The organism is Aurantiacibacter zhengii (assembly GCF_003584125.1).
In the GTDB taxonomy this organism is placed as follows: domain Bacteria; phylum Pseudomonadota; class Alphaproteobacteria; order Sphingomonadales; family Sphingomonadaceae; genus Alteraurantiacibacter; species Alteraurantiacibacter zhengii.
This window is the reverse complement of record NZ_QXFL01000006.1, coordinates 27,749-45,193: the sequence shown is the minus strand read 5'-3', so window position 1 is coordinate 45,193 and position 17,445 is coordinate 27,749. Positions and strand designations below refer to the sequence as shown.

The window sequence follows — 17,445 nt, the reverse complement described above, 5'->3', positions numbered from 1 at the left end:
CCTTGGCAGTGGTGGATGACACTTCGAACGAAGCTCTGATCGGGCGGGCGATAGCCGGTGACAAGCGGGCGTTCACAGCTCTGGTCGAGCATGAGATCGCTAGGTTGATTGCGCTCGCCACGCGTATGCTGGGTTCACCCTCGCGGGCCCAAGATGTCGTCCAGGACAGTCTCGCTTCGGTCTGGCTGACACGGCATCGCCTCGATCCGAGCAAGCCCATCGGTCCTTATTTGACGACAATCGTTCTCAACCGGTGCCGCGACAGGCTCCGCCGGAGGAAAGTTGCGGGCTTCCTTAGTTTGCCGGACGGGCGGGAAGCCGACGCCGTTGCCGACGATGCCCCCAATCCCGAAAATGTTGCCGGAGCCCGCGAACAGCTGCGGCTGGTCCAGGCCGAAATCGGGCGCTTGCCGGTGCGGCTGCAAGAGGCGCTCGTGCTGGTCACTGTCGAGGGATACAGCCAGGCCGAGGCTGCCGAGCTGCTCGGCACCACGGAGAAAGCTGTCGAGACGCGCATCTATCGTGCGCGCAACCGGCTGAAGGAGCGGTTCGAAAACTTTGAGGGGTAGCGCAGGTGGCCGCGTAAGTGACGGTATATGCCTTCTCAGGAGCCCCCTATGCCTGCCGTCAATCGCCGAAAATTTCTTGGAACAAGTGCCAGCGGGCTGGGCCTGCTTGGCCTGGGCGGTGCCGTTCCCGCTTGGGCGCGAGGCGGAGATCTGCTCTCCGGGGCCGCCCGGCGAGGTATCGATGAGGCGACCGGACCGAATATCGATCTGACGGTTGCGCGCTCGGCTTTCTCCACCGGCAACAGGCGTGGCGGCGCGATTGCCGTCAATGGCAGCATCCCTGGGCCACTCCTTCGCCTGCGCGAAGGGACCACCGTCCGCCTCAACGTCCATAACCAGCTTGAGGAAGACACCTCGATCCACTGGCATGGCCTGCTCGTGCCGTTCCAGCTCGATGGCGTGCCGGGCGTAAGTTTTCCCGGCGTGAAGCCGGGCGAGACCTTCACAGCGGAATTTCCCGTGCGGCAGGCAGGCACCTATTGGTGGCATTCGCATAGCGGGCTGCAGGAACAGGCCGGTCATTATGGTCCGATCGTGGTCGATCCCGCAGGTCCCGATCCGGTGCAGGCCGACCGCGAATATATCGTGGTGCTGAGCGAGTTCAGCGAAATGTCGCCCCACACGATATTCGACAAGCTCAAGAAGGGCGAAGGCTACTTCAACTACAACCAGAATACCTGGACCGACGACTATCCGCTCTCGGGCGAGGATCGCCGGATGTGGGCCAGAATGCGCATGATGCCAACCGACATCCTCGATGTGTCGAGCGCAACTTATACATATCTGCTGAACGGTCATGGACCGCTCGACAATCTGGAATATCTTTTCCGTCCGGGCGAGCGTGTGCGGCTTCGGTTCATCAATGCCGGCGCCATGACATTTTTCAATATTCGCATTCCCGGCCTGCCGATGACCGTGGTTCAAGCCGACGGGCAGAACGTCGAGCCGGTCGAAGTGGACGAGTTCCAGATCGGCGTCGCGGAAACCTACGACGTCGTGGTGACGCCGGGTGAGCAGCAGGCTTACACGCTGATGGCGGAGTCGATGGATCGGTCAGGTATGGGCATCGCAACGCTGGCGAGCACGCCCGGCGCGCGTGCGGCCATCCCGCCGCTGCGCGATCCCCCGCTGCTCACTATGGCCGATATGGGCATGAGCGGTATGGACCATGGCTCCGGCGGCGATGCTGGTATGGCCGGCATGGACCATGGCGCTGGCGGGATGGCCGGAATGGATCACGGATCGAGCGGAGCGGCTGGCGCGGACGGGATGTCCGGTATGGATGGCGGTTCGGCGGAGATGACCGGAATGGCTGGCATGGCGGGAGGCATGCAGATGCGCGATACCTCGCTATTGCCTCCCGATGTGAAGGTCGGACCGGGCATCGACATGGTGTCGATGAACCCGGTCGACCGGATGGGCGATCCCGGGATTGGCCTTGCCGATGTCCCGCACCGTACCCTCGACTATCGCAAGCTGCGCGCGCTGACACCAAACAAGGACTCGCGAAGCCCTTCGCGCCGGATGGAAATCCATCTTACCGGGAACATGGAACGCTACATGTGGTCGTTCGACGGCAAGAAATTCTCCGCCGTCTCCGAGGAGCCGATCCGCTTTGCCTATAATGAACGCGTGCGGGTAAAGCTGATCAATGACACGATGATGGCACACCCGATCCATCTGCACGGACACTTCTTCGAGCTGGTCAACGGTGCACCTCCAAACCGTCAACCACTGAAGCACACGGTTATCCTGCAACCGGGTGGCAGCGCGCAGTTCGACCTGACGGCGGACGAGCCGGGCGACTGGGCCTTCCACTGCCACCTTCTCTATCACATGCATGCCGGGATGTTTCAGATCGTCACGGTTGCCAATCCTGCCGGAGAGGGCGCATGAAGATATCTATCATCAGCCTGCTTGCCTCGGCCGCCGCGGGTTCGGTTCTCGCCTCCCCCGCCGCGGCGCAGCATGCGGGTCACTCGCCAGTGGAACCGCAGCAGAGCGCCGAGGCGCAGGCTGACGCCAAAACAAAGTGCGAGGCGGCAGCCGAGCGCCATCGCGCGATGGGGCATCCGGTAGCAGAGGGGGCTTGCGGCCCCGCTGCCCAGCCTGAAGTTGCGATGGACCATTCGACGATGGATCATGGTTCGATGCCGCAGGGCAGGCCTGACGAAGGCGCGATGGATCATTCGCAAATGAACCGCGGCGACATGGGGCAGGCGGAAGCCAGCAGCTCGTCGATGGACCATGGGCAGATGGATCACAGCCAGATGAACCATGGGCAGATGGGATCGCAGGACATGCAGGGCATGGACCATTCGGCGATGCAGATGGGCTCGAACGACGATATCCCGCTGCTGCCGCCTCCTCCCGAAGCTGGGAGCGGTCCCGCGCGCGCGGCGGTTGCGATCTGGGGCGAGGAAGCCATGAACGAAGCGCGGCGCGAACTTGTCCGTGAGACCGACGGCGGGATGCGCTTCTGGTTTCAGGGCGACCGCCTTGAGTATCGCGCACGCGAAGGAGCTGATGGATATCTTTGGGATATCCAGGGATATTATGGCGGTGATATCGACAAGTTCTGGTTCAAATCCGAGGGTGAAGGCAGCTTCGGTGAGCCCGTCGAGGGCGCCGAGGTCCAGGCGCTCTGGAGCCGCGCCATCGCACCCTTCTTCGATTTCCAAGCCGGTGTCCGTCAGGATCTGACGGGGCCCGAGCGCACCCATGCGGTCATCGGTGTCCAGGGCATTGCCCCTTACCAGTTCGAGATCGACGTCGCGGCGTTCGTATCGAGCAAGGGCGATGTAACGGCGCGCTTTGAGGGCGAGCTTGATCAGCGCATCACGCAGCGGCTGATCCTCCAGCCGCGAGCCGAAATCGCTCTTTCGGCTCAGGATATTCCCGAACTCGGCATTGGCGCTGGCCTCGACCGGATCGAGGCAGGTCTGCGTCTTCGCTACGAGTTCGCACGCGAATTCGCGCCCTATGTCGGCGTCTCCCAGGAGTGGCGGATCGGTGAGGGCGCCGATTTTGCCCGCGCCGCAGGGGAAGACCCCAGCGTGATGAATTACGTCGTGGGCTTGCGATTCTGGTTTTAAGTGAAGGAAATATACAATGAGAACGAGACTATCTCTAAGCGCGGTCGCCCTGGCCTTGGCTGCAGGGGGCACTCCCGCCCTGGCACAATCCATGGACCATTCGGCGCATTCGGAACATTCGGTATCAACGCCGATGGATCATACGGAGCAGGGCATGAACCATGCCGAGCATATGGCTGCGATGAACGATGACGTTGCTGGGGCAGAAGCAATTCTGACATCATATCGCGATGCCCTGACGTCGCGCGATGCAGAGGCCATGGCTGCGCTGTTTGCCCAGGAATCCTTCATTTACGAAAACGGCAAGGCGGAAGGCAGCTTCACGCATTACATGGAGCATCACCTGGGACCGGAACTCGATGCAATAACCAGCTTCACCTTCGGCGAACCGACGCTCGCAGTCACCCGGATGGGACATATGGCGTATGGCCGCGAAACGTACACCTATCGGATCGAACTGGCCGACGGTCGCGTAATCGACCGCGAAGGGGTTGCGACCTCGGTCCTCGCCCATGATGCAGATGGCTGGAAGATCGTTCAGTACCATTCATCGTCACGCGCACCGCGTAACAACTGATCTGATCGGGGGAACACCGATTGGCGACACGCTCTTTCAAGCTGCGTCTTCATGTGCTGGGCAGCAAGCTTCACAAATGGCTGGCGATCTTTGTCGGCGTCCAAGTGCTCCTGTGGATGATCACCGGGGCGCTGATGTCGTTTCTCGACATCGAAGAGGTTCGGTCCGAACATGTCGTTTCGCGCGCGCCGGAGGTCCTGCCCGCTGATGCTGTCATGCCCCATTGGCTCGATAGCAGCGAGGGGGTGGTTTCCCTTGCGACGCGCGCGGTCGGCGGCAGGGCCGTAACCGAGGTCCGCCGGGACGATGGAAGCGTCACGCTCCGCGACCCGGACAGCGGCATTCTCCTTTCGCCTCTTCCCGCTGCAAGCGCACAGGCCATCGCTCGCTATGCCTGGACCGGGCCACCAACCACCATAGCGACCACGCGCCTCATCGAAGATGCTGTCGGGACCGAATTCCGGGGTCCGTTTCCGGCGTGGCAGATCACCTACGGCGATGAGGACAATACCCGCGTCTACATCGATGCATCGAGTGGCTCGGTGCTCGCTGCCCGCAGCGACACCTGGCGCCTGTTCGATTTTGTCTGGGGGCTGCATATCATGGACTGGACGCAGCGCGACCGCATCAACAGCTGGTGGCTGCTATTGTTCGGGATCGGCGGGACGATTATCGCGGTTTCGGGCTTTGTCCTGCTTGCGAACCGGTTTCCCAGAATCAGGCGGCGGGCGAAACATGTGCCGAACGCACCCTGAAGCCGCTCCCAGTTTAATCAGGTTCGGCTCGGGCAAAGCGGACCAGAAGGATCGTGAGCGCAGGCACGATCGTCCACATCGCGATCGGGATCAGCGCCAACCCCGTCACTGGCTCGTGCGGCATCAACTCGCTGTAGCGCCAGCTCACGAAGCTTTCTGCCGGAAGCGATGTGGCGATCATTTCGACGGCGATGGCGACGACAAGCCCGAAGCCGAAATAGATCGCATAGGGCATTTTGGCGGCTTGCCAGAGCCACGCGCGCCCGCCGCGCAATGCAGCAAGGCTATAAGCTGTTAGCAGGATCACGCCATCGCCTAGGCTTGCAATGCCGCAGCGAATGGTCTGCTCATAAGGCTCGAGATTTCCCGGCTTGAAAAACGGCATCTGGAAAATCTCCCAGACGAACGCGATCAGGCTCCCGCAAACAAAGATGAGCCAATGAGTTCTAGTCATGCTGCGGATACGCCGGAATGATGTGCGCAAGGAAATAGCGGCGGGCCGGATTTCCACGTCCTGCATAGCGCCTTTGCTGCCCCAAAGCCTGGATCAGTCATGGTTTTCGCGGCCCTCCGCCTCGGCCATGCGAGCAGCGCGTTCGAGAAACTTACGCATGTCACCTGCTGCCAGTTCGGTAAGCGGATGCCGGCTCGCCTCGGGGCGTGGTTCGATCATGTCCGCACGCTTTCTGATCTGGTCGATCTGTTCATCGCTGGCCCCGGACAAAAGGCCGAGAACTATGTTCTCGAGAGTTATGAGGCGAATGCGCATTTGCACCAGCTCGGCATGATCGGGCTCCGGAATGTCCCAGCTGCCGTCCTCATTGACCGTGCTCACGACTGCTTCTCCGACGGCTCTGTTGTCACCATGATCTGTCCCATTCATCTCGACCGGCTTCGGTCAAAAAGGGTGACCGAAAAACACCATTCCTGCAACCGGCTGTGCCATCGGCTCAGCCGTCTCCGGTGGGCGCGGAAATTGTTTGAGGGGAACAGATGTTGGCTGCGTAAAGAGAATGAATGCGCACAGCACCCATCGCATGACCGACGAAAGGAAATCGATTGTGAAACGGACAGCTCTAGCTCTCATTCTCGCCACTGGCCTGACAGCCACTCCGGCGACGGCCCAGGAACAGCATGAGCACGGAGCTCAGGCTGTGGCACAGCAGCAGGATCACGCTGGCCACACGATGCAGGATTCCGACGCTATGGCTGCCCATCGCGAGAAGATGGCTGAAATGCGCGCGCTGATGCAGCAGGCCCACGCGGCGAGCGATCCTGCCGAACGCCAAAGGCTGATGGCCGAGCACCGCACAGCGATGCAGGAACACATGGCGGGCATGATGCAGGGGGACAACGCCGATATGATGGCGGCCTGTCACCAGCGCATGATGATGATGCACGATATGATGAAGCAGATGGCGGCTCACCAGAACATGGCGCAAGACGGTTAGGAGATGGTAGCCGGGCTCTTGCTCGTGCTTAAAGCTGGCCGCCCTCTTAACAAGGCTCTGATATTGGCAAGAGACCCAACCCCCTCATGAGTTAAATTTGGACCCTCACGCGCCGAGGATCACCGCGCTCCATCACGGCAAGAGATGAGGGTTCGCAGAGCATTACAGACACAATAGGTCGCACGACCATCGCCAAGACCGGAACCCGTAGAGAATGAAACGAATGCAATTCATGGCTATTGTAGCTGCCAGCTTGCTCTTCGTCGGACCAGTTCAGGCTCATGGCGACGAAAAGCATGGCGAAGAGACGAGCGCCGCGCCTGCCGCCGCGAATGGCGATGCGCATGACCAGGCGGCCATGGCGCAGATGGGCGACGGCGGAGCGGTCGGCGAGCCCTCAGCCGCGCACGACGAAGCAAGTGGAGGCCATGACGAGGCTGGTGGCCATGCTGATGAGGGCGATTCCGGCGTCATCGCCGCCCTGAAAAAACTGCATCCGGCGACCATCCACTTCCCGATCGCCCTGTTTCTCATGGCTGCTGCCACCGAGTTGTTCGTCATGCGCCGGAAAGATGCAGGGCTTGAGAGCGCGGTGCGCGTACTCGTCCACGGCGGAGCAATCGGCGCAGTCGTCGCAGTCCTGTTCGGATGGATCCACACCGGCCTTTGGTTCGGCGGCGATGCCGTCATGCAGGTCCATCGATGGAACGGGATGCTGATCGCGGTCCTCGGTCTGGCGATGGCCTATCTGGCGAGCCGTGCTTCCGCGAGCCGGACCGCGCTTCGCGCCGCAATCTTTGCCATGGCCGCTCTAGTGCTGGTGCAGGGATTTCTGGGCGGCGAGCTTGCGCACGGTGCCAATCATCTTGGTATCTCCTGGCTTTGAAGGATAGAATGATGCGCAGATCGAATCGGAACGGGTTTGTTGCCCCCCTTGCTGCGGCGGCACTGGGGCTAGGGCTCGCTGCATGTGATCAGACGCAGGACACTTCATCAGAAGCTGAAGCCTTGCCACTGTATACGGCCCCGCCGACCGAGAGCACAGGTCCTGGCGAAGGCGAAAGAGACAACGCTGCCTCTCCCGCTGGAGAGGCCAACACGAACCGGTCGGATGAAGCTGTGACTGCCGGTAGGCAACCAGACCGACCGGCGAGCACTCCGGTAGTAGCGCCGTCACCTGCGGCCACTCCCCCGCCGATGAATGCGAAGCCTAGCGACACACCCGATCCGCATGCGGGCCACAATATGCCGTCCATGCCAGACCATGACATGTCCTCGCTGTACGATCGGGCGGATGGTTCATGACCTGGCGTTTCGCCTTCTGATCGGCCCGAAAACGGCCGACGCTCCTTTCACCTGTCACTACGAATTACATGTCATCGTTTGCCAAAGGCGCTTTATCTCATCTGTCCGATTCTGGGGGTATTGATGGGGGTATTTGCAAGGTGATTCAAAAAGTTGATTAGGTAAATCAGCATGTTATACGCTCCCTATATTTCCCTCCTCCGCTACCATTCCTGGACGATCCATAGAACCGCGCTTCGTCGGGCTGAGACTTGCGGAAAGCTGGTCAGCCCAGGCTTTCCATCAGGAATACCTTGCCCGCAAGCGAACTGTCGGTTGCCGCGCGGGCGAGTATCGCGGCGACGTCTCCGCGCGCTGCTTTCCCGCTCGGGTCGACGTCATCGCCAAGGCGGACATCGCGAGAGCCGTCTTCGTCCGTCAGCGCCACGGGGCGCACGATCGTGTATGACAATCCCGATGCCTTGAGGTGCTCGTCGGCTTCATGCTTTGCCTGCAGGTAATGGGCGAGGTCGGATTCGGGATCAGGGTCTCCGGCGCCAACCGAGCTCAGCATCACGAAGTGGTTCACGCCGCTGCTGGAGGCAATATCGATCAGCCTTTTCGCGCCATCCCTGTCGACCTTGTCGGTCATCTCTTCGCTCGTGTCGCCGCCCGATCCGGCGGCGAAGACTACGATGTCCGCGTCGCGGCAGACTTCGTCGCCCAGCTGGGTCAGGTCTGCTTCTCTCTTCGCGACATCGGCCGGCAGGCGAGACGTATCCGATGAAGATCGGTGCATGGCGATCGGGTTAAGGCCGGCTTCGGCGAGCTGGCGGGTAAGGCGGAGGCCGGTGTTTCCGGTAGAGCCGGCGACAAGAATGTTCATGGAGGACACCTGTGGGTCTGGTGTTGAAAGGGTGCTCTTGCTCGAGCGTTCTTTCATCAACGCAGGCATCGCCCCATTTGTTGCATCTATTTGTCTGTTGGTTAGGTGCCGCTCTTCAATTGGAAGTTCGCAGCGACCCGCGTTCAGTCGCGCTTGCCCTTGGGCGAAGGTTTCGCGCCCCGGTGCGGCTTGCCTGCCTTGTTCGCCGGACGCGGCTTCCTTTCCTTGTTCTTGTCGAACTTCTTGAAAGCGGGCTTTGCCTTCACCTTTGGCGGCCCCGCATTGTCGCGCCCGGGCCGACGGTTGCGATTGGTGCGGGCAACTTCGCGTGGTCCGGTTTCGGAGCGCTCTATGTTCACCGGCTCGTCATCGCTCTCGGCCTGCGCGGAACGTGCGGCGGCCTCGGCAAACTTGTCGGCGATCGGGCGCGGGATCTGGAAGAAGGTTTCGTCCGGTCCGATGCGGATTGCGCCGATCTCGTTGCGGGTGATGTGACCGCGGCGGCATAGCAGGGGCAGGATCCAGCGTGGATCGGCGTTCTGGCGACGGCCAAGGTCCATGCGGAACCATACGGTGTCCTCGAAACCGGGACGATGCCGTTCCTTCTGCGCCTCGCGACGCGCCTCTGGCGTATTGGCGATCAGGTCTTCCGGCTCGGGCATCCTGGCGCGGTGGGCCTGCACCAGCATCGCGGCAATTTCCGCAGGGGTGCGCTCTGCCAGCAGGCGTTCGGCCAGTTCGCGATCCCCGTCATCGACCTCGACCGGCTGCAACAGCGTTTCCAGCAGGCGTTCGCGATCCTTGGCCTTGATGGCATCCCGGTCAGGCGCGTCAATCCATTCGGCCGATACCTTGGCGCCGCGCAGCATCGATTCGACCCGCTTGCGACGCGAGAACGGAACGATCAGCACGGCGGTGCCCTTCTTCCCGGCGCGGCCTGTGCGGCCGGAGCGATGCTGCAAGGTTTCCGCATCGCGCGGAATCTCGACATGGATGACAAGGCTGAGCGAGGGGAGGTCGATCCCGCGCGCGGCGACATCGGTGGCTACGCACACGCGGGCGCGCCTGTCGCGCAGGGCCTGCAGCGCCTGATTGCGTTCAGACTGCGAATGTTCGCCCGAAAGCGCCACGACGGCAAAGCCGCGTTCCTGCAACGTGGCATGCAGGTGGCGCACCTTCTCGCGCGTGGCGCAGAACAGGATCGCGGTGTCCGCCTCGTGATAGCGCAGCAGGTTGACGGCGGCGTTCTCTACTTCGGGCGGCGATACGGTTACGCACTGGTAGGAGATGTCACCGTGCCCGCGACTGTCGTTGATCGTCGCGATACGCAGCGCGTCGCGCTGGTAACGGCGGGCCAACGCTTCGATCGGCTTTGGCATGGTGGCAGAGAACAGCAACGTGCGGCGCCCTTCCGGGGTCGCATCGAGAATCTCCTCCAGCTCCTCGCGAAAGCCCATGTCGAGCATCTCGTCCGCCTCGTCGAGGACGACGGCCTTCAGGCCCGACAGGTCAAGCGCGCCGCGTTCCAGGTGATCGCGCAAGCGGCCCGGCGTGCCGACGACGATGTGCGCGCCAGAGCGGAGGGCCTTGCGCTCTGCCTGCGGGTTCATACCGCCTACGCATGTGGCGATGCGGCCGCCGGCCTTGGCATAGAGCCAACCCAGTTCCCGGCTGACCTGCAAGGCGAGTTCGCGCGTTGGCGCGATCACGAGGGCAAGAGGTCCCTCGGCAAAGGGCATCCGCTCGCTGTCGCCCAGCAATTCGCCGGCCATGGCAAGGCCGAAGGCGATGGTCTTGCCAGAGCCGGTCTGGGCGGACACGACGAGATCGCGTCCGTCTGCCTTTGCATCAAGGACTTCGGCCTGAACCTGCGTGGCAGAGGAATAGCCCTTCTCGGTGAGGGCAGCTTCCAGGCTGGGGGGTAGGGGAGGGAAATTCATGGCACGGCCTGTCGATAGAGTAGAGGTGCGCCAGATCGCTGCGGGCGGCGAAATGTCTCTTGGAGAATGGAGCGCAGGCGCAAGTCAGTTTGCGCACTCGCGGCCCCCATAGGGAAGGATTATGCTTTTGGCTTGTGAAATTTTACGCCGTGTCCTTGCCCTTGTAATGTAAAACCCCCTTGTTAGACCGGCAGCGATGACATCCTTGCCCTCTCCGCCCGATATTTCTGCGCTTCAGGCTGACCGGCCTGTGTCGCTGTTCCTCGACTTCGACGGGACGCTTGTCGACCTTGCCCCGACACCGGACGGGATCGACGTTCCCGATCATCTTGCCCGCAGCCTGCACGCGCTTGCCGACCGAATGGAAGGGCGACTCGCGCTGGTAAGCGGGCGAGCCATTTCCGATCTGGAAAAGCATCTCGGGCCGGTGAAACTGGCGTGCGCCGGATCACACGGCAGCGATTGTCGCGGCGCCGATGGCATCAACATCGGCAAGGTGCCCGAGGGCTTGCCGCCGAAGCTGCTGGCCGAAGTTGCCGAATTCGCGCAGGAAACCGGCTTCGCGCTGGAGGACAAGCCTCACGGCGCGGCGCTCCATTACCGCTCCGATCCCTCGCTGGAGGACAAGGGCCTGGCCTTTGCGGAGCGGGTGGCGAAGGAGGGCGATCTCGACATCAAGCGCGGCAAGTGCGTGATTGAACTGGTGGGGCGCGGGGCGAATAAAGGATCGGCCCTGCGCGCCTTCATGGACTGCGCGCCGTTTGCTGGAACCATGCCCGTATTCGTAGGCGATGACATTACCGACGAGGATGGCATGCGGGCCGCACATGACATGGGCGGTTTTGGCGTGATCGTGGGCGATCGCGAGCCCACCTGCGCCAAATACGGCCTTGCAACCCCTGCTGCGGTGCACCATTGGTTGGGGCTGTGACAGCACATCAAAGCGATCTCGACCTCTGGCCCATCGGCAACTGCCAGGTTTCCGGCCTTATCGACAACCGTGGCGGAATAGTCTGGGGTTGTGTCCCCCGAGTAGACGGCGATCCGACTTTCTGCGCCCTGCTGAACGGCGATTCGCAGGACGTAGGCGTCTGGCGGTTCGAACTGGAAGGCCAGGTCTCCTCTTACCAGGAATATATCCGCAACACGCCGATCCTGCTCACGCGGCTTGAATCGAAAGACGGTAGCATGGTGGAAGTGCTGGACTTCTGCCCGCGCTTCGAACGGTCGGGCCGCATGTACCGGCCGGTCGCCTACGCCCGCATCGTGCGGCCTGTCGCGGGCAACCCTCGCATCAAGGTCGTGCTGAAGCCGATGAAGAATTACGGCGCCGAGGTCGCGGAGACGACCAGCGGTACCAACCACATCCGCTATCTTACGCAGGGGCAGGCGCTGCGGCTGTCCACCGATGCGGCGGTTGGCTACATCCAGGACGGGCGAACCTTCCGCATCGAGGAAGACACGCATTTCTTCCTCGGCCCGGACGAGCCGTTTGTCGGCAACCTGCGCGAACAGGTGCGCCGCATGGAGCAATCGACGCGCAGCTATTGGCAGAATTGGTCCCGCAGCCTTGCGACGCCCTTCGAGTGGCAACAGGAAGTCATCCGCGCCGCCATCACGCTGAAACTGTGCCAACACGAGGAAACCGGCGCGATTGTCGCCGCGCTCACCACCTCGATACCGGAGGCTCCGCACAGCGAGCGAAACTGGGACTATCGCTACTGCTGGATCCGCGATTCCTATTACACGGTGCAGGCGCTGAACCGGCTGGGCGCGCTGGACGTGCTGGAGAAATACCTGGGGTATCTGCGCAATATCGTGGATTCGGCCAAGGGCGGGCAGATCCAGCCCCTTTACTCCGTAATGGGCGTGGCCGAGCTGAACGAGACGACGGCCAGCTGGCTGGCGGGCTATCGCGACATGGGGCCGGTGCGCGTGGGCAATGCCGCCTACAAGCAGGTGCAGCACGACTGCTATGGCCAGATTGTGTTGCCGACGGTGCAGGGGTTCCTGGACAAGCGGCTGCTGCGCATGGCGGACGACCGCGATTTCGAAAGCCTGGAACAGGTTGGCGAAATGGCGTGGAAGATGCACGACCAGCCCGACGCAGGCCTGTGGGAATTCCGCACTCGGCAGGAGGTCCACACATATTCCGCCGTAATGAGCTGGGCGGCCTGCGACCGCCTCGCGACCGCGGCGCACTATCTGGGCAAGGAAGACCGCGAAAGCTTCTGGCGCGACCGCGCCAACACGATCGCGGCGACCATCGAGGACAAGGCTTGGAAGGGCAACGGAGAGGGTGGTCACTACGGTGCCAGCTTCGAAAGCGACTACCTTGATGCAAGCCTTCTGCAACTCCTGGAATTGCGCTTCATCGATCCGGCCGACGGCAAGTTCCTTTCTACCTTCGAGATGATCGAGCGCGACCTGCGACGCGGCGAGCACATGCTTCGCTATGCGGCGGAGGATGATTTCGGGGCCCCCGAAACGGCGTTCAACATCTGCACTTTCTGGCTGATCGAGGCGCTGGCGCTGATGGATCGCAAGGACGAGGCGCGTACGCTATTCTGCGCCATGCTGGACCATCGGACCGGCTCGGGCCTGCTTTCGGAAGACATGGACTTCGAAACGGGCGAACTGTGGGGGAACTTCCCGCAAACCTACTCGCTGGTTGGTATAATCAATTGCGCCTCGTTGCTTTCGAAAAGCTGGAATACCGTACGTTAGGAGGCTTGAATGCCGCGTCTTGTTGTCATCTCGAACCGTGTCGCCGTTCCCAAGGCACGCGGGGTCGCTGGGGCACAGGGCGGACTTGCGGGGGCGTTGAATGCCGCACTGAAAGCGAACGGCGGCATCTGGTTCGGCTGGTCCGGACAGGAATGCGACGAATTCAGCGGATCGATCAACTACGTAAAATCGTCCGACGGCGTAACCACGGCGACGATTGACCTCGAGCATCAGGATATCGAGGAATATTACAACGGCTACGCCAATTCCACGCTATGGCCGCTGCTGCATTACCGCATAGACCTGACCCAATACGAACGTGAATTCGGCAAGGGTTACGAGCGCGTCAACGAGCGTTTCGCCGACAGCGTACTGCCCCTGATCGACAAGGGCGATGTGGTCTGGGTCCACGATTATCATCTGATGCCGCTGGGTGAGCGGCTGCGCTCCATGGGCGTGGACAACCGGATGGGCTTTTTCCTGCACACGCCGTGGCCGCCGACAAACCTGTTCGTTTCGCTGCCCTATCACGAGCGGCTGGTGAAGGCGCTGTTGCACTACGACTTGCTTGGCTTCCAGTGCGACACCTGGCTGGACAGCTTCCTGCACTATTGCTGGAAGGAACTGGGCGCCGAGGTCGATTACGAAACCGGCGAAATCACGCTGGACGGTCGCACGACCCTGGCGCGCGCCTATCCCATCGGCATCGACTACGAATTCTTCATCGCGAAGGGCAATACCGGCGAAGCCCGTCAGGCGGGCCAGCGACTGCTTTCCTCCACGCGGCATCGCACCGCGATGATCGGGGTCGATCGCCTCGACTATTCCAAGGGCCTGCCGGAAAGGCTCGACGGTATTTCCCGCTTTTTCGACCGGCACCCCGACCGCGTGCGTGACCTTGTCTTCATTCAGATCGCACCGCCCAGTCGGGAGGATATCGGCAGCTATCAGAAGATCCGCGAGACGCTGGAACAGAAGGCGGGACAGATCAACGGAGCGCGTTCCGATGTAGACGTTGTGCCCGTCCGCTACGTCAACAAGGGCTATCCGCAGGAAGAGCTGTTCGGCTTCTACCGCGCGGCCAAGATCGCGCTGGTTACACCGCTGAGAGACGGCATGAACCTGGTCGCCAAGGAATATATTGCTGCCCAGGACCCCGACGATCCCGGCGTGCTCATCCTGTCACGCTTCGCCGGGGCAGCCCAGCAGCTCGATTGCGACGGGCAGGGCGCTTTGCTCATCAACCCGCACAGTTCGGATGATATCGCCCACAACATTCGCCTGGCGCTGGATATGCCGCTGGAAGAGCGCAAGGCGCGCTACGAAAAGCTGATCGTCAGCGTGCGCGAAGAGAACGTGCAACGCTGGACAGAGAACTTCATCAGCGACCTCGCCGAGGACGCTGCCTGAGACCGCGAAAGCCCCGCAGACGTTAGATCGTGGCGAACAGGGCGCGTACCGCGAGGTAGGCGAGGGCAAGGGTCGATAATACGAACAGCGTAAAGCGTACCGGAAGCGTGTTCACCAGCGCCTGCCACAGCGAGTGGACAATTCGCAGCCCGGTATAGACCCATGCGGCTATCACCGTGTCATGCGCGGAACCTGCAATCGCGAGGATGACGACAACCGCGTAGAACAGCGTCGGCTGTTCCATCAGGTGCGTATAATTGTGCGCTTTCCAGTTAACCTCGTCCGGGATGCGGCCTTCCAGGTCCTGCCCGCGCGCGCCGGGCTTCGCCTTGCCGAGCCCTGCGCCGCCACCGCCGCCTTTGCCCATCCTGGCCATCGCAGGGAACCGGGTGAGGGCCATCCATACCAGCATCACGATCGACCAGACGATCAGGACGGCAGCGGGTGCGAGTATCTGGGTATTCATCGTAAAGCCTCTCCCTGTCTCCGGTTCGAAGACTGTGCGGCACTAATTAGATTGTCAATTGAAACGCAATTCGGCGAAGGTGATATCTACGACAGGATTTGCGCGAACTGCTGCGGGTCCACGTTCCCGCCCGACAGGATGATAACGGTCGTGCCATCGAGGTCGGCCTTACCCGATATTGCCGCCGCCAGCGCCACCGCGCCGCCCGGCTCCAGTACAAGGCGCAGGTGGGTAAAGGCAAAGCGCTGCGCTTCCCGCACCTCGTCCTCCGACACCCGCAGGCCATACTGGCATAGCTCCTTCAACACGGCGAAGTTGATCGCACCCGTCTGGAAGGTCTGCAACGCGTCGCAGGCGGTGGCCGGGGGAGAGGGCTTAACCGACTGGATTTCGCCCGTTTCGATCGAGCGGCACACGTCGTCCCAGCCCTCGGGCTCCACCGGCACTACCAGCGCTTCGGGGCAGGCGAGTGCGAGGCCGGCAGAAAGGCCACCACCGCCGCAACACGCGAGGATGCGGGTTGGCTGCGCAGCACCTTGGGCGGCCAACTGCTCCAGTACTTCCACCCCGGCGCTGCCCTGTCCCTCGATCACCCAAGGGTCGGCGAAGGCATGGACGTAAGCCGCGCCCTTTTGCGCTGCAAGCGCTTGCGCGATCTCCTCCCGGTTCTCGGTCATCCGGTCGTAGGTGACAACCTGAGCGCCGAGTTCGCGCGTGCGGCCGAGTTTGATGGGTGGGGCATCCTGCGGCATCACTATGGTTGCCTCTATCCCCAACCGTTTCGCGGCCCAGGCCACGCCCTGTGCGTGGTTGCCACTCGATACCGCGACAACGCCGGCTGCGCGTTCGGCCTCGTCCAGCGCGCTCAGCCTGTGCCAAGCTCCGCGTATCTTGAAGGCCCCTACGGGTTGCAGGCATTCCGCCTTTATCCAGACCAGTGAATTGCCAATCTCGAGTGGAATCAACGGGGTTGAAGGCAGGATCGCGGCCATCTTCGCGGCGGCTTGAAGGACCCCTTCGCGGGTGGGCATTCTTTGTGGCTGTGCTTCGCTCATCGCCGCGTTATTACGGCTTTACCAAAACGACGCCAGCACCTAATGGCGCGCGCCGCGCGTCTGCGGAACCGACGCACCCTATCTCCCGTTATCGGGGGGTGTACGGACAGGAGAATTTAAAAGAATGAGCGACAGCAAGATCAACGATACGCGCAAGAAGGAACTGCTTTCCACCCAGGTCGAACATATCGACATCACCAGTTTCGACGCCCGTCCCATCATCGATTCGATGAAGAAGATGAGCTTCACCAGCCGCGATCTTGCGAACGCCACGGGCATCTACAACCAGATGCTGGAAGACAAGGATTGTACCATCTTCCTCGTCATCGCCGGTTCCACCAGCGCGGGCGGCTGCATGGATGCCTATGCCGAACTGGTCCGTTCCAACATGGTGGACTGCGTGGTGGCGACAGGCGCGACAATCGTCGACATGGATTTCTTCGAAGGTCTGGGCCACAAGCATTACCAGGCGCTGGAAGTGCCCGACGACGATACGCTGCGCAGCCTCTATATCGACCGGATCTACGATACCTACATCGATGAAGAGCAATTGCAGGACTGCGACTTCACGATCAACAAGATCGCCAACTCGCTGGAACACCGGGGCTATTCGAGCCGCGAATTTATCCGCGAAATGGGCAAATATCTGTGCGAGCATGGCAAGAAGGAGAACAGCCTCGTCAAGCTGGCTTATGAGCATGACGTGCCGATTTTCTGCCCCGCTTTCGTCGACAGTTCCGCCGGGTTCGGCCTTGTGAAGCACCAGGTCGACCAGATGGAGAAAGGCGAGGGCTACATGATGATCGACGCTATCGCCGATTTCCGCGAACTGACCCAGATCAAGATCGAGGCCGGGGAGTCCGGCCTGCTGATGGTCGGCGGCGGCGTGCCGAAGAACTTCATCCAGGATACCGTCGTTTGCGCCGAAATCCTCGGGCACGAAGACGTGTCGGTCCACAAGTATGCCGTGCAGATCACAGTAGCCGACGTGCGCGACGGTGCATGCTCTTCTTCCACGCTTCAGGAAGCGGCAAGCTGGGGCAAGGTCAACACCGGGATCGAGCAAATGGTGTTCGCCGAAGCCGGTTCGGTCATCCCTCTGCTGGCCAGTGATGCCTACCACCGCGAACACTGGAAAAACCGCGACAAGCGCCGCTGGGCGAAGCTGTTCGAACAGAGCTAAGACTCGCCAAGGGGGGCGCCAATGGAAAGCTTTTGGGAGCTTGCCTT

The 17,445-nt window shown here is 61.7% G+C and carries 17 protein-coding genes; 11 read left to right on the top strand and 6 right to left on the bottom strand.

Annotated elements, in window-relative coordinates; genetic code table 11:
• Positions 1–11: 11 nt before the first annotated feature.
• Genes D2V07_RS13250 through D2V07_RS13230 form a run of 5 tightly spaced genes read left to right on the top strand, consistent with a single transcriptional unit; the run spans position 12 to position 4,996 of the window.
• The gene (locus D2V07_RS13250; RefSeq protein WP_370178334.1) at positions 12–569 is read left to right on the top strand and encodes an RNA polymerase sigma factor; all 558 of its coding nucleotides are present in this window, start codon (positions 12–14) and stop codon (positions 567–569) included.
• A 48-nt stretch (positions 570–617) separates the two neighbouring features.
• Positions 618–2,465 carry a copper resistance system multicopper oxidase gene (locus tag D2V07_RS13245; protein ID WP_010412790.1) on the top strand — a complete coding sequence of 616 codons (1,848 nt, stop codon included), beginning with the start codon at positions 618–620 and terminating at the stop codon, positions 2,463–2,465.
• The gene (locus D2V07_RS13240; RefSeq protein ID WP_010412792.1) at positions 2,462–3,664 is read left to right on the top strand and encodes a copper resistance protein B; all 1,203 of its coding nucleotides are present in this window, start codon (positions 2,462–2,464) and stop codon (positions 3,662–3,664) included. The genes D2V07_RS13245 and D2V07_RS13240 overlap by 4 nt, the downstream gene beginning before the upstream one ends.
• Positions 3,665–3,680: 16 nt before the next feature.
• Positions 3,681–4,241 (top strand): YybH family protein, encoded by a 561-nt coding sequence (locus tag D2V07_RS13235; RefSeq protein WP_233548408.1) that lies wholly within the window; start codon positions 3,681–3,683, stop codon positions 4,239–4,241.
• A gap of 20 nt (positions 4,242–4,261) precedes the next feature.
• Positions 4,262–4,996: a PepSY domain-containing protein gene (locus tag D2V07_RS13230; protein WP_029140033.1), complete on the top strand. Its 735-nt coding sequence runs from the start codon at positions 4,262–4,264 to the stop codon at positions 4,994–4,996.
• A gap of 13 nt (positions 4,997–5,009) precedes the next feature.
• Here the strand turns inward: D2V07_RS13230 and D2V07_RS13225 are convergent, their stop codons facing one another.
• Together D2V07_RS13225 and D2V07_RS13220 are read right to left on the bottom strand one after the other, a co-directional pair.
• On the bottom strand, positions 5,010–5,516 hold the full coding sequence (locus D2V07_RS13225) for a hypothetical protein (protein ID WP_225982097.1): 507 nt from the start codon (positions 5,514–5,516) through the stop codon (positions 5,010–5,012).
• A 27-nt stretch (positions 5,517–5,543) separates the two neighbouring features.
• Positions 5,544–5,831, bottom strand: a complete 288-nt coding sequence (locus D2V07_RS13220; protein WP_033193304.1) for a hypothetical protein — start codon at positions 5,829–5,831, stop codon at positions 5,544–5,546.
• 226 nt (positions 5,832–6,057) lie between these two features.
• On the opposite strand from D2V07_RS13220, the gene D2V07_RS13215 reads away from it, so the two are divergent.
• Positions 6,058–6,447 (top strand): hypothetical protein, encoded by a 390-nt coding sequence (locus tag D2V07_RS13215; RefSeq protein ID WP_233548407.1) that lies wholly within the window; start codon positions 6,058–6,060, stop codon positions 6,445–6,447.
• Between the two features lie 232 nt (positions 6,448–6,679).
• The gene (locus D2V07_RS13210; RefSeq protein ID WP_290755085.1) at positions 6,680–7,333 is read left to right on the top strand and encodes a DUF2231 domain-containing protein; all 654 of its coding nucleotides are present in this window, start codon (positions 6,680–6,682) and stop codon (positions 7,331–7,333) included.
• A 684-nt stretch (positions 7,334–8,017) separates the two neighbouring features.
• On the opposite strand, the gene D2V07_RS13205 is transcribed toward D2V07_RS13210, so the two are convergent.
• Positions 8,018–8,617: an SDR family oxidoreductase gene (locus tag D2V07_RS13205; protein WP_119587491.1), complete on the bottom strand. Its 600-nt coding sequence runs from the start codon at positions 8,615–8,617 to the stop codon at positions 8,018–8,020.
• A 143-nt stretch (positions 8,618–8,760) separates the two neighbouring features.
• Positions 8,761–10,557, bottom strand: a complete 1,797-nt coding sequence (locus tag D2V07_RS13200; protein ID WP_119587490.1) for a DEAD/DEAH box helicase — start codon at positions 10,555–10,557, stop codon at positions 8,761–8,763.
• Between the two features lie 196 nt (positions 10,558–10,753).
• On the opposite strand from D2V07_RS13200, the gene otsB reads away from it, so the two are divergent.
• Genes otsB through D2V07_RS13185 form a run of 3 tightly spaced genes read left to right on the top strand, consistent with a single transcriptional unit; the run spans position 10,754 to position 14,694 of the window.
• A complete protein-coding gene (otsB, locus tag D2V07_RS13195; protein WP_119587489.1) occupies positions 10,754–11,488 on the top strand; it encodes a trehalose-phosphatase in 735 nt (244 codons plus the stop codon).
• Positions 11,485–13,284, top strand: coding sequence for a glycoside hydrolase family 15 protein (locus D2V07_RS13190; RefSeq protein WP_119587488.1), 1,800 nt, complete (start codon positions 11,485–11,487; stop codon positions 13,282–13,284). The genes otsB and D2V07_RS13190 overlap by 4 nt, the downstream gene beginning before the upstream one ends.
• A 9-nt stretch (positions 13,285–13,293) precedes the next feature.
• The gene (locus D2V07_RS13185) at positions 13,294–14,694 is read left to right on the top strand and encodes an alpha,alpha-trehalose-phosphate synthase (UDP-forming) (RefSeq protein ID WP_119587487.1); all 1,401 of its coding nucleotides are present in this window, start codon (positions 13,294–13,296) and stop codon (positions 14,692–14,694) included.
• Between the two features lie 22 nt (positions 14,695–14,716).
• Here D2V07_RS13185 and D2V07_RS13180 read toward each other — a convergent pair whose 3' ends face one another.
• Positions 14,717–15,160: an MAPEG family protein gene (locus D2V07_RS13180; RefSeq protein WP_119587486.1), complete on the bottom strand. Its 444-nt coding sequence runs from the start codon at positions 15,158–15,160 to the stop codon at positions 14,717–14,719.
• Between the two features lie 86 nt (positions 15,161–15,246).
• A complete protein-coding gene (locus D2V07_RS13175) occupies positions 15,247–16,215 on the bottom strand; it encodes a threonine ammonia-lyase (protein ID WP_119587485.1) in 969 nt (322 codons plus the stop codon).
• A gap of 124 nt (positions 16,216–16,339) precedes the next feature.
• On the opposite strand from D2V07_RS13175, the gene D2V07_RS13170 reads away from it, so the two are divergent.
• On the top strand, positions 16,340–17,398 hold the full coding sequence (locus tag D2V07_RS13170; RefSeq protein WP_119587484.1) for a 1,9-bis(guanidino)-5-aza-nonane synthase: 1,059 nt from the start codon (positions 16,340–16,342) through the stop codon (positions 17,396–17,398).
• The last annotated feature ends 47 nt before the right edge of the window (positions 17,399–17,445 follow it).

Bases quoted from the DNA above. Each gene is read 5' to 3' on its own strand.
- D2V07_RS13240 (WP_010412792.1), top strand. From the start codon at position 2,462: ATGAAGATATCTATCATCAGCCTGCTTGCCTCGGCCGCCGCGGGTTCG.
- D2V07_RS13185 (WP_119587487.1), top strand. From the start codon at position 13,294: ATGCCGCGTCTTGTTGTCATCTCGAACCGTGTCGCCGTTCCCAAGGCA.
- D2V07_RS13210 (WP_290755085.1), top strand. From the start codon at position 6,680: ATGGCTATTGTAGCTGCCAGCTTGCTCTTCGTCGGACCAGTTCAGGCT.
- D2V07_RS13225 (WP_225982097.1), bottom strand. From the start codon at position 5,516: ATGCAGGACGTGGAAATCCGGCCCGCCGCTATTTCCTTGCGCACATCA.
- D2V07_RS13245 (WP_010412790.1), top strand. From the start codon at position 618: ATGCCTGCCGTCAATCGCCGAAAATTTCTTGGAACAAGTGCCAGCGGG.
- D2V07_RS13235 (WP_233548408.1), top strand. From the start codon at position 3,681: ATGAGAACGAGACTATCTCTAAGCGCGGTCGCCCTGGCCTTGGCTGCA.
- D2V07_RS13205 (WP_119587491.1), bottom strand. From the start codon at position 8,617: ATGAACATTCTTGTCGCCGGCTCTACCGGAAACACCGGCCTCCGCCTT.
- D2V07_RS13180 (WP_119587486.1), bottom strand. From the start codon at position 15,160: ATGAATACCCAGATACTCGCACCCGCTGCCGTCCTGATCGTCTGGTCG.
- D2V07_RS13175 (WP_119587485.1), bottom strand. From the start codon at position 16,215: ATGAGCGAAGCACAGCCACAAAGAATGCCCACCCGCGAAGGGGTCCTT.
- D2V07_RS13200 (WP_119587490.1), bottom strand. From the start codon at position 10,557: ATGAATTTCCCTCCCCTACCCCCCAGCCTGGAAGCTGCCCTCACCGAG.
- otsB (WP_119587489.1), top strand. From the start codon at position 10,754: ATGACATCCTTGCCCTCTCCGCCCGATATTTCTGCGCTTCAGGCTGAC.
- D2V07_RS13170 (WP_119587484.1), top strand. From the start codon at position 16,340: ATGAGCGACAGCAAGATCAACGATACGCGCAAGAAGGAACTGCTTTCC.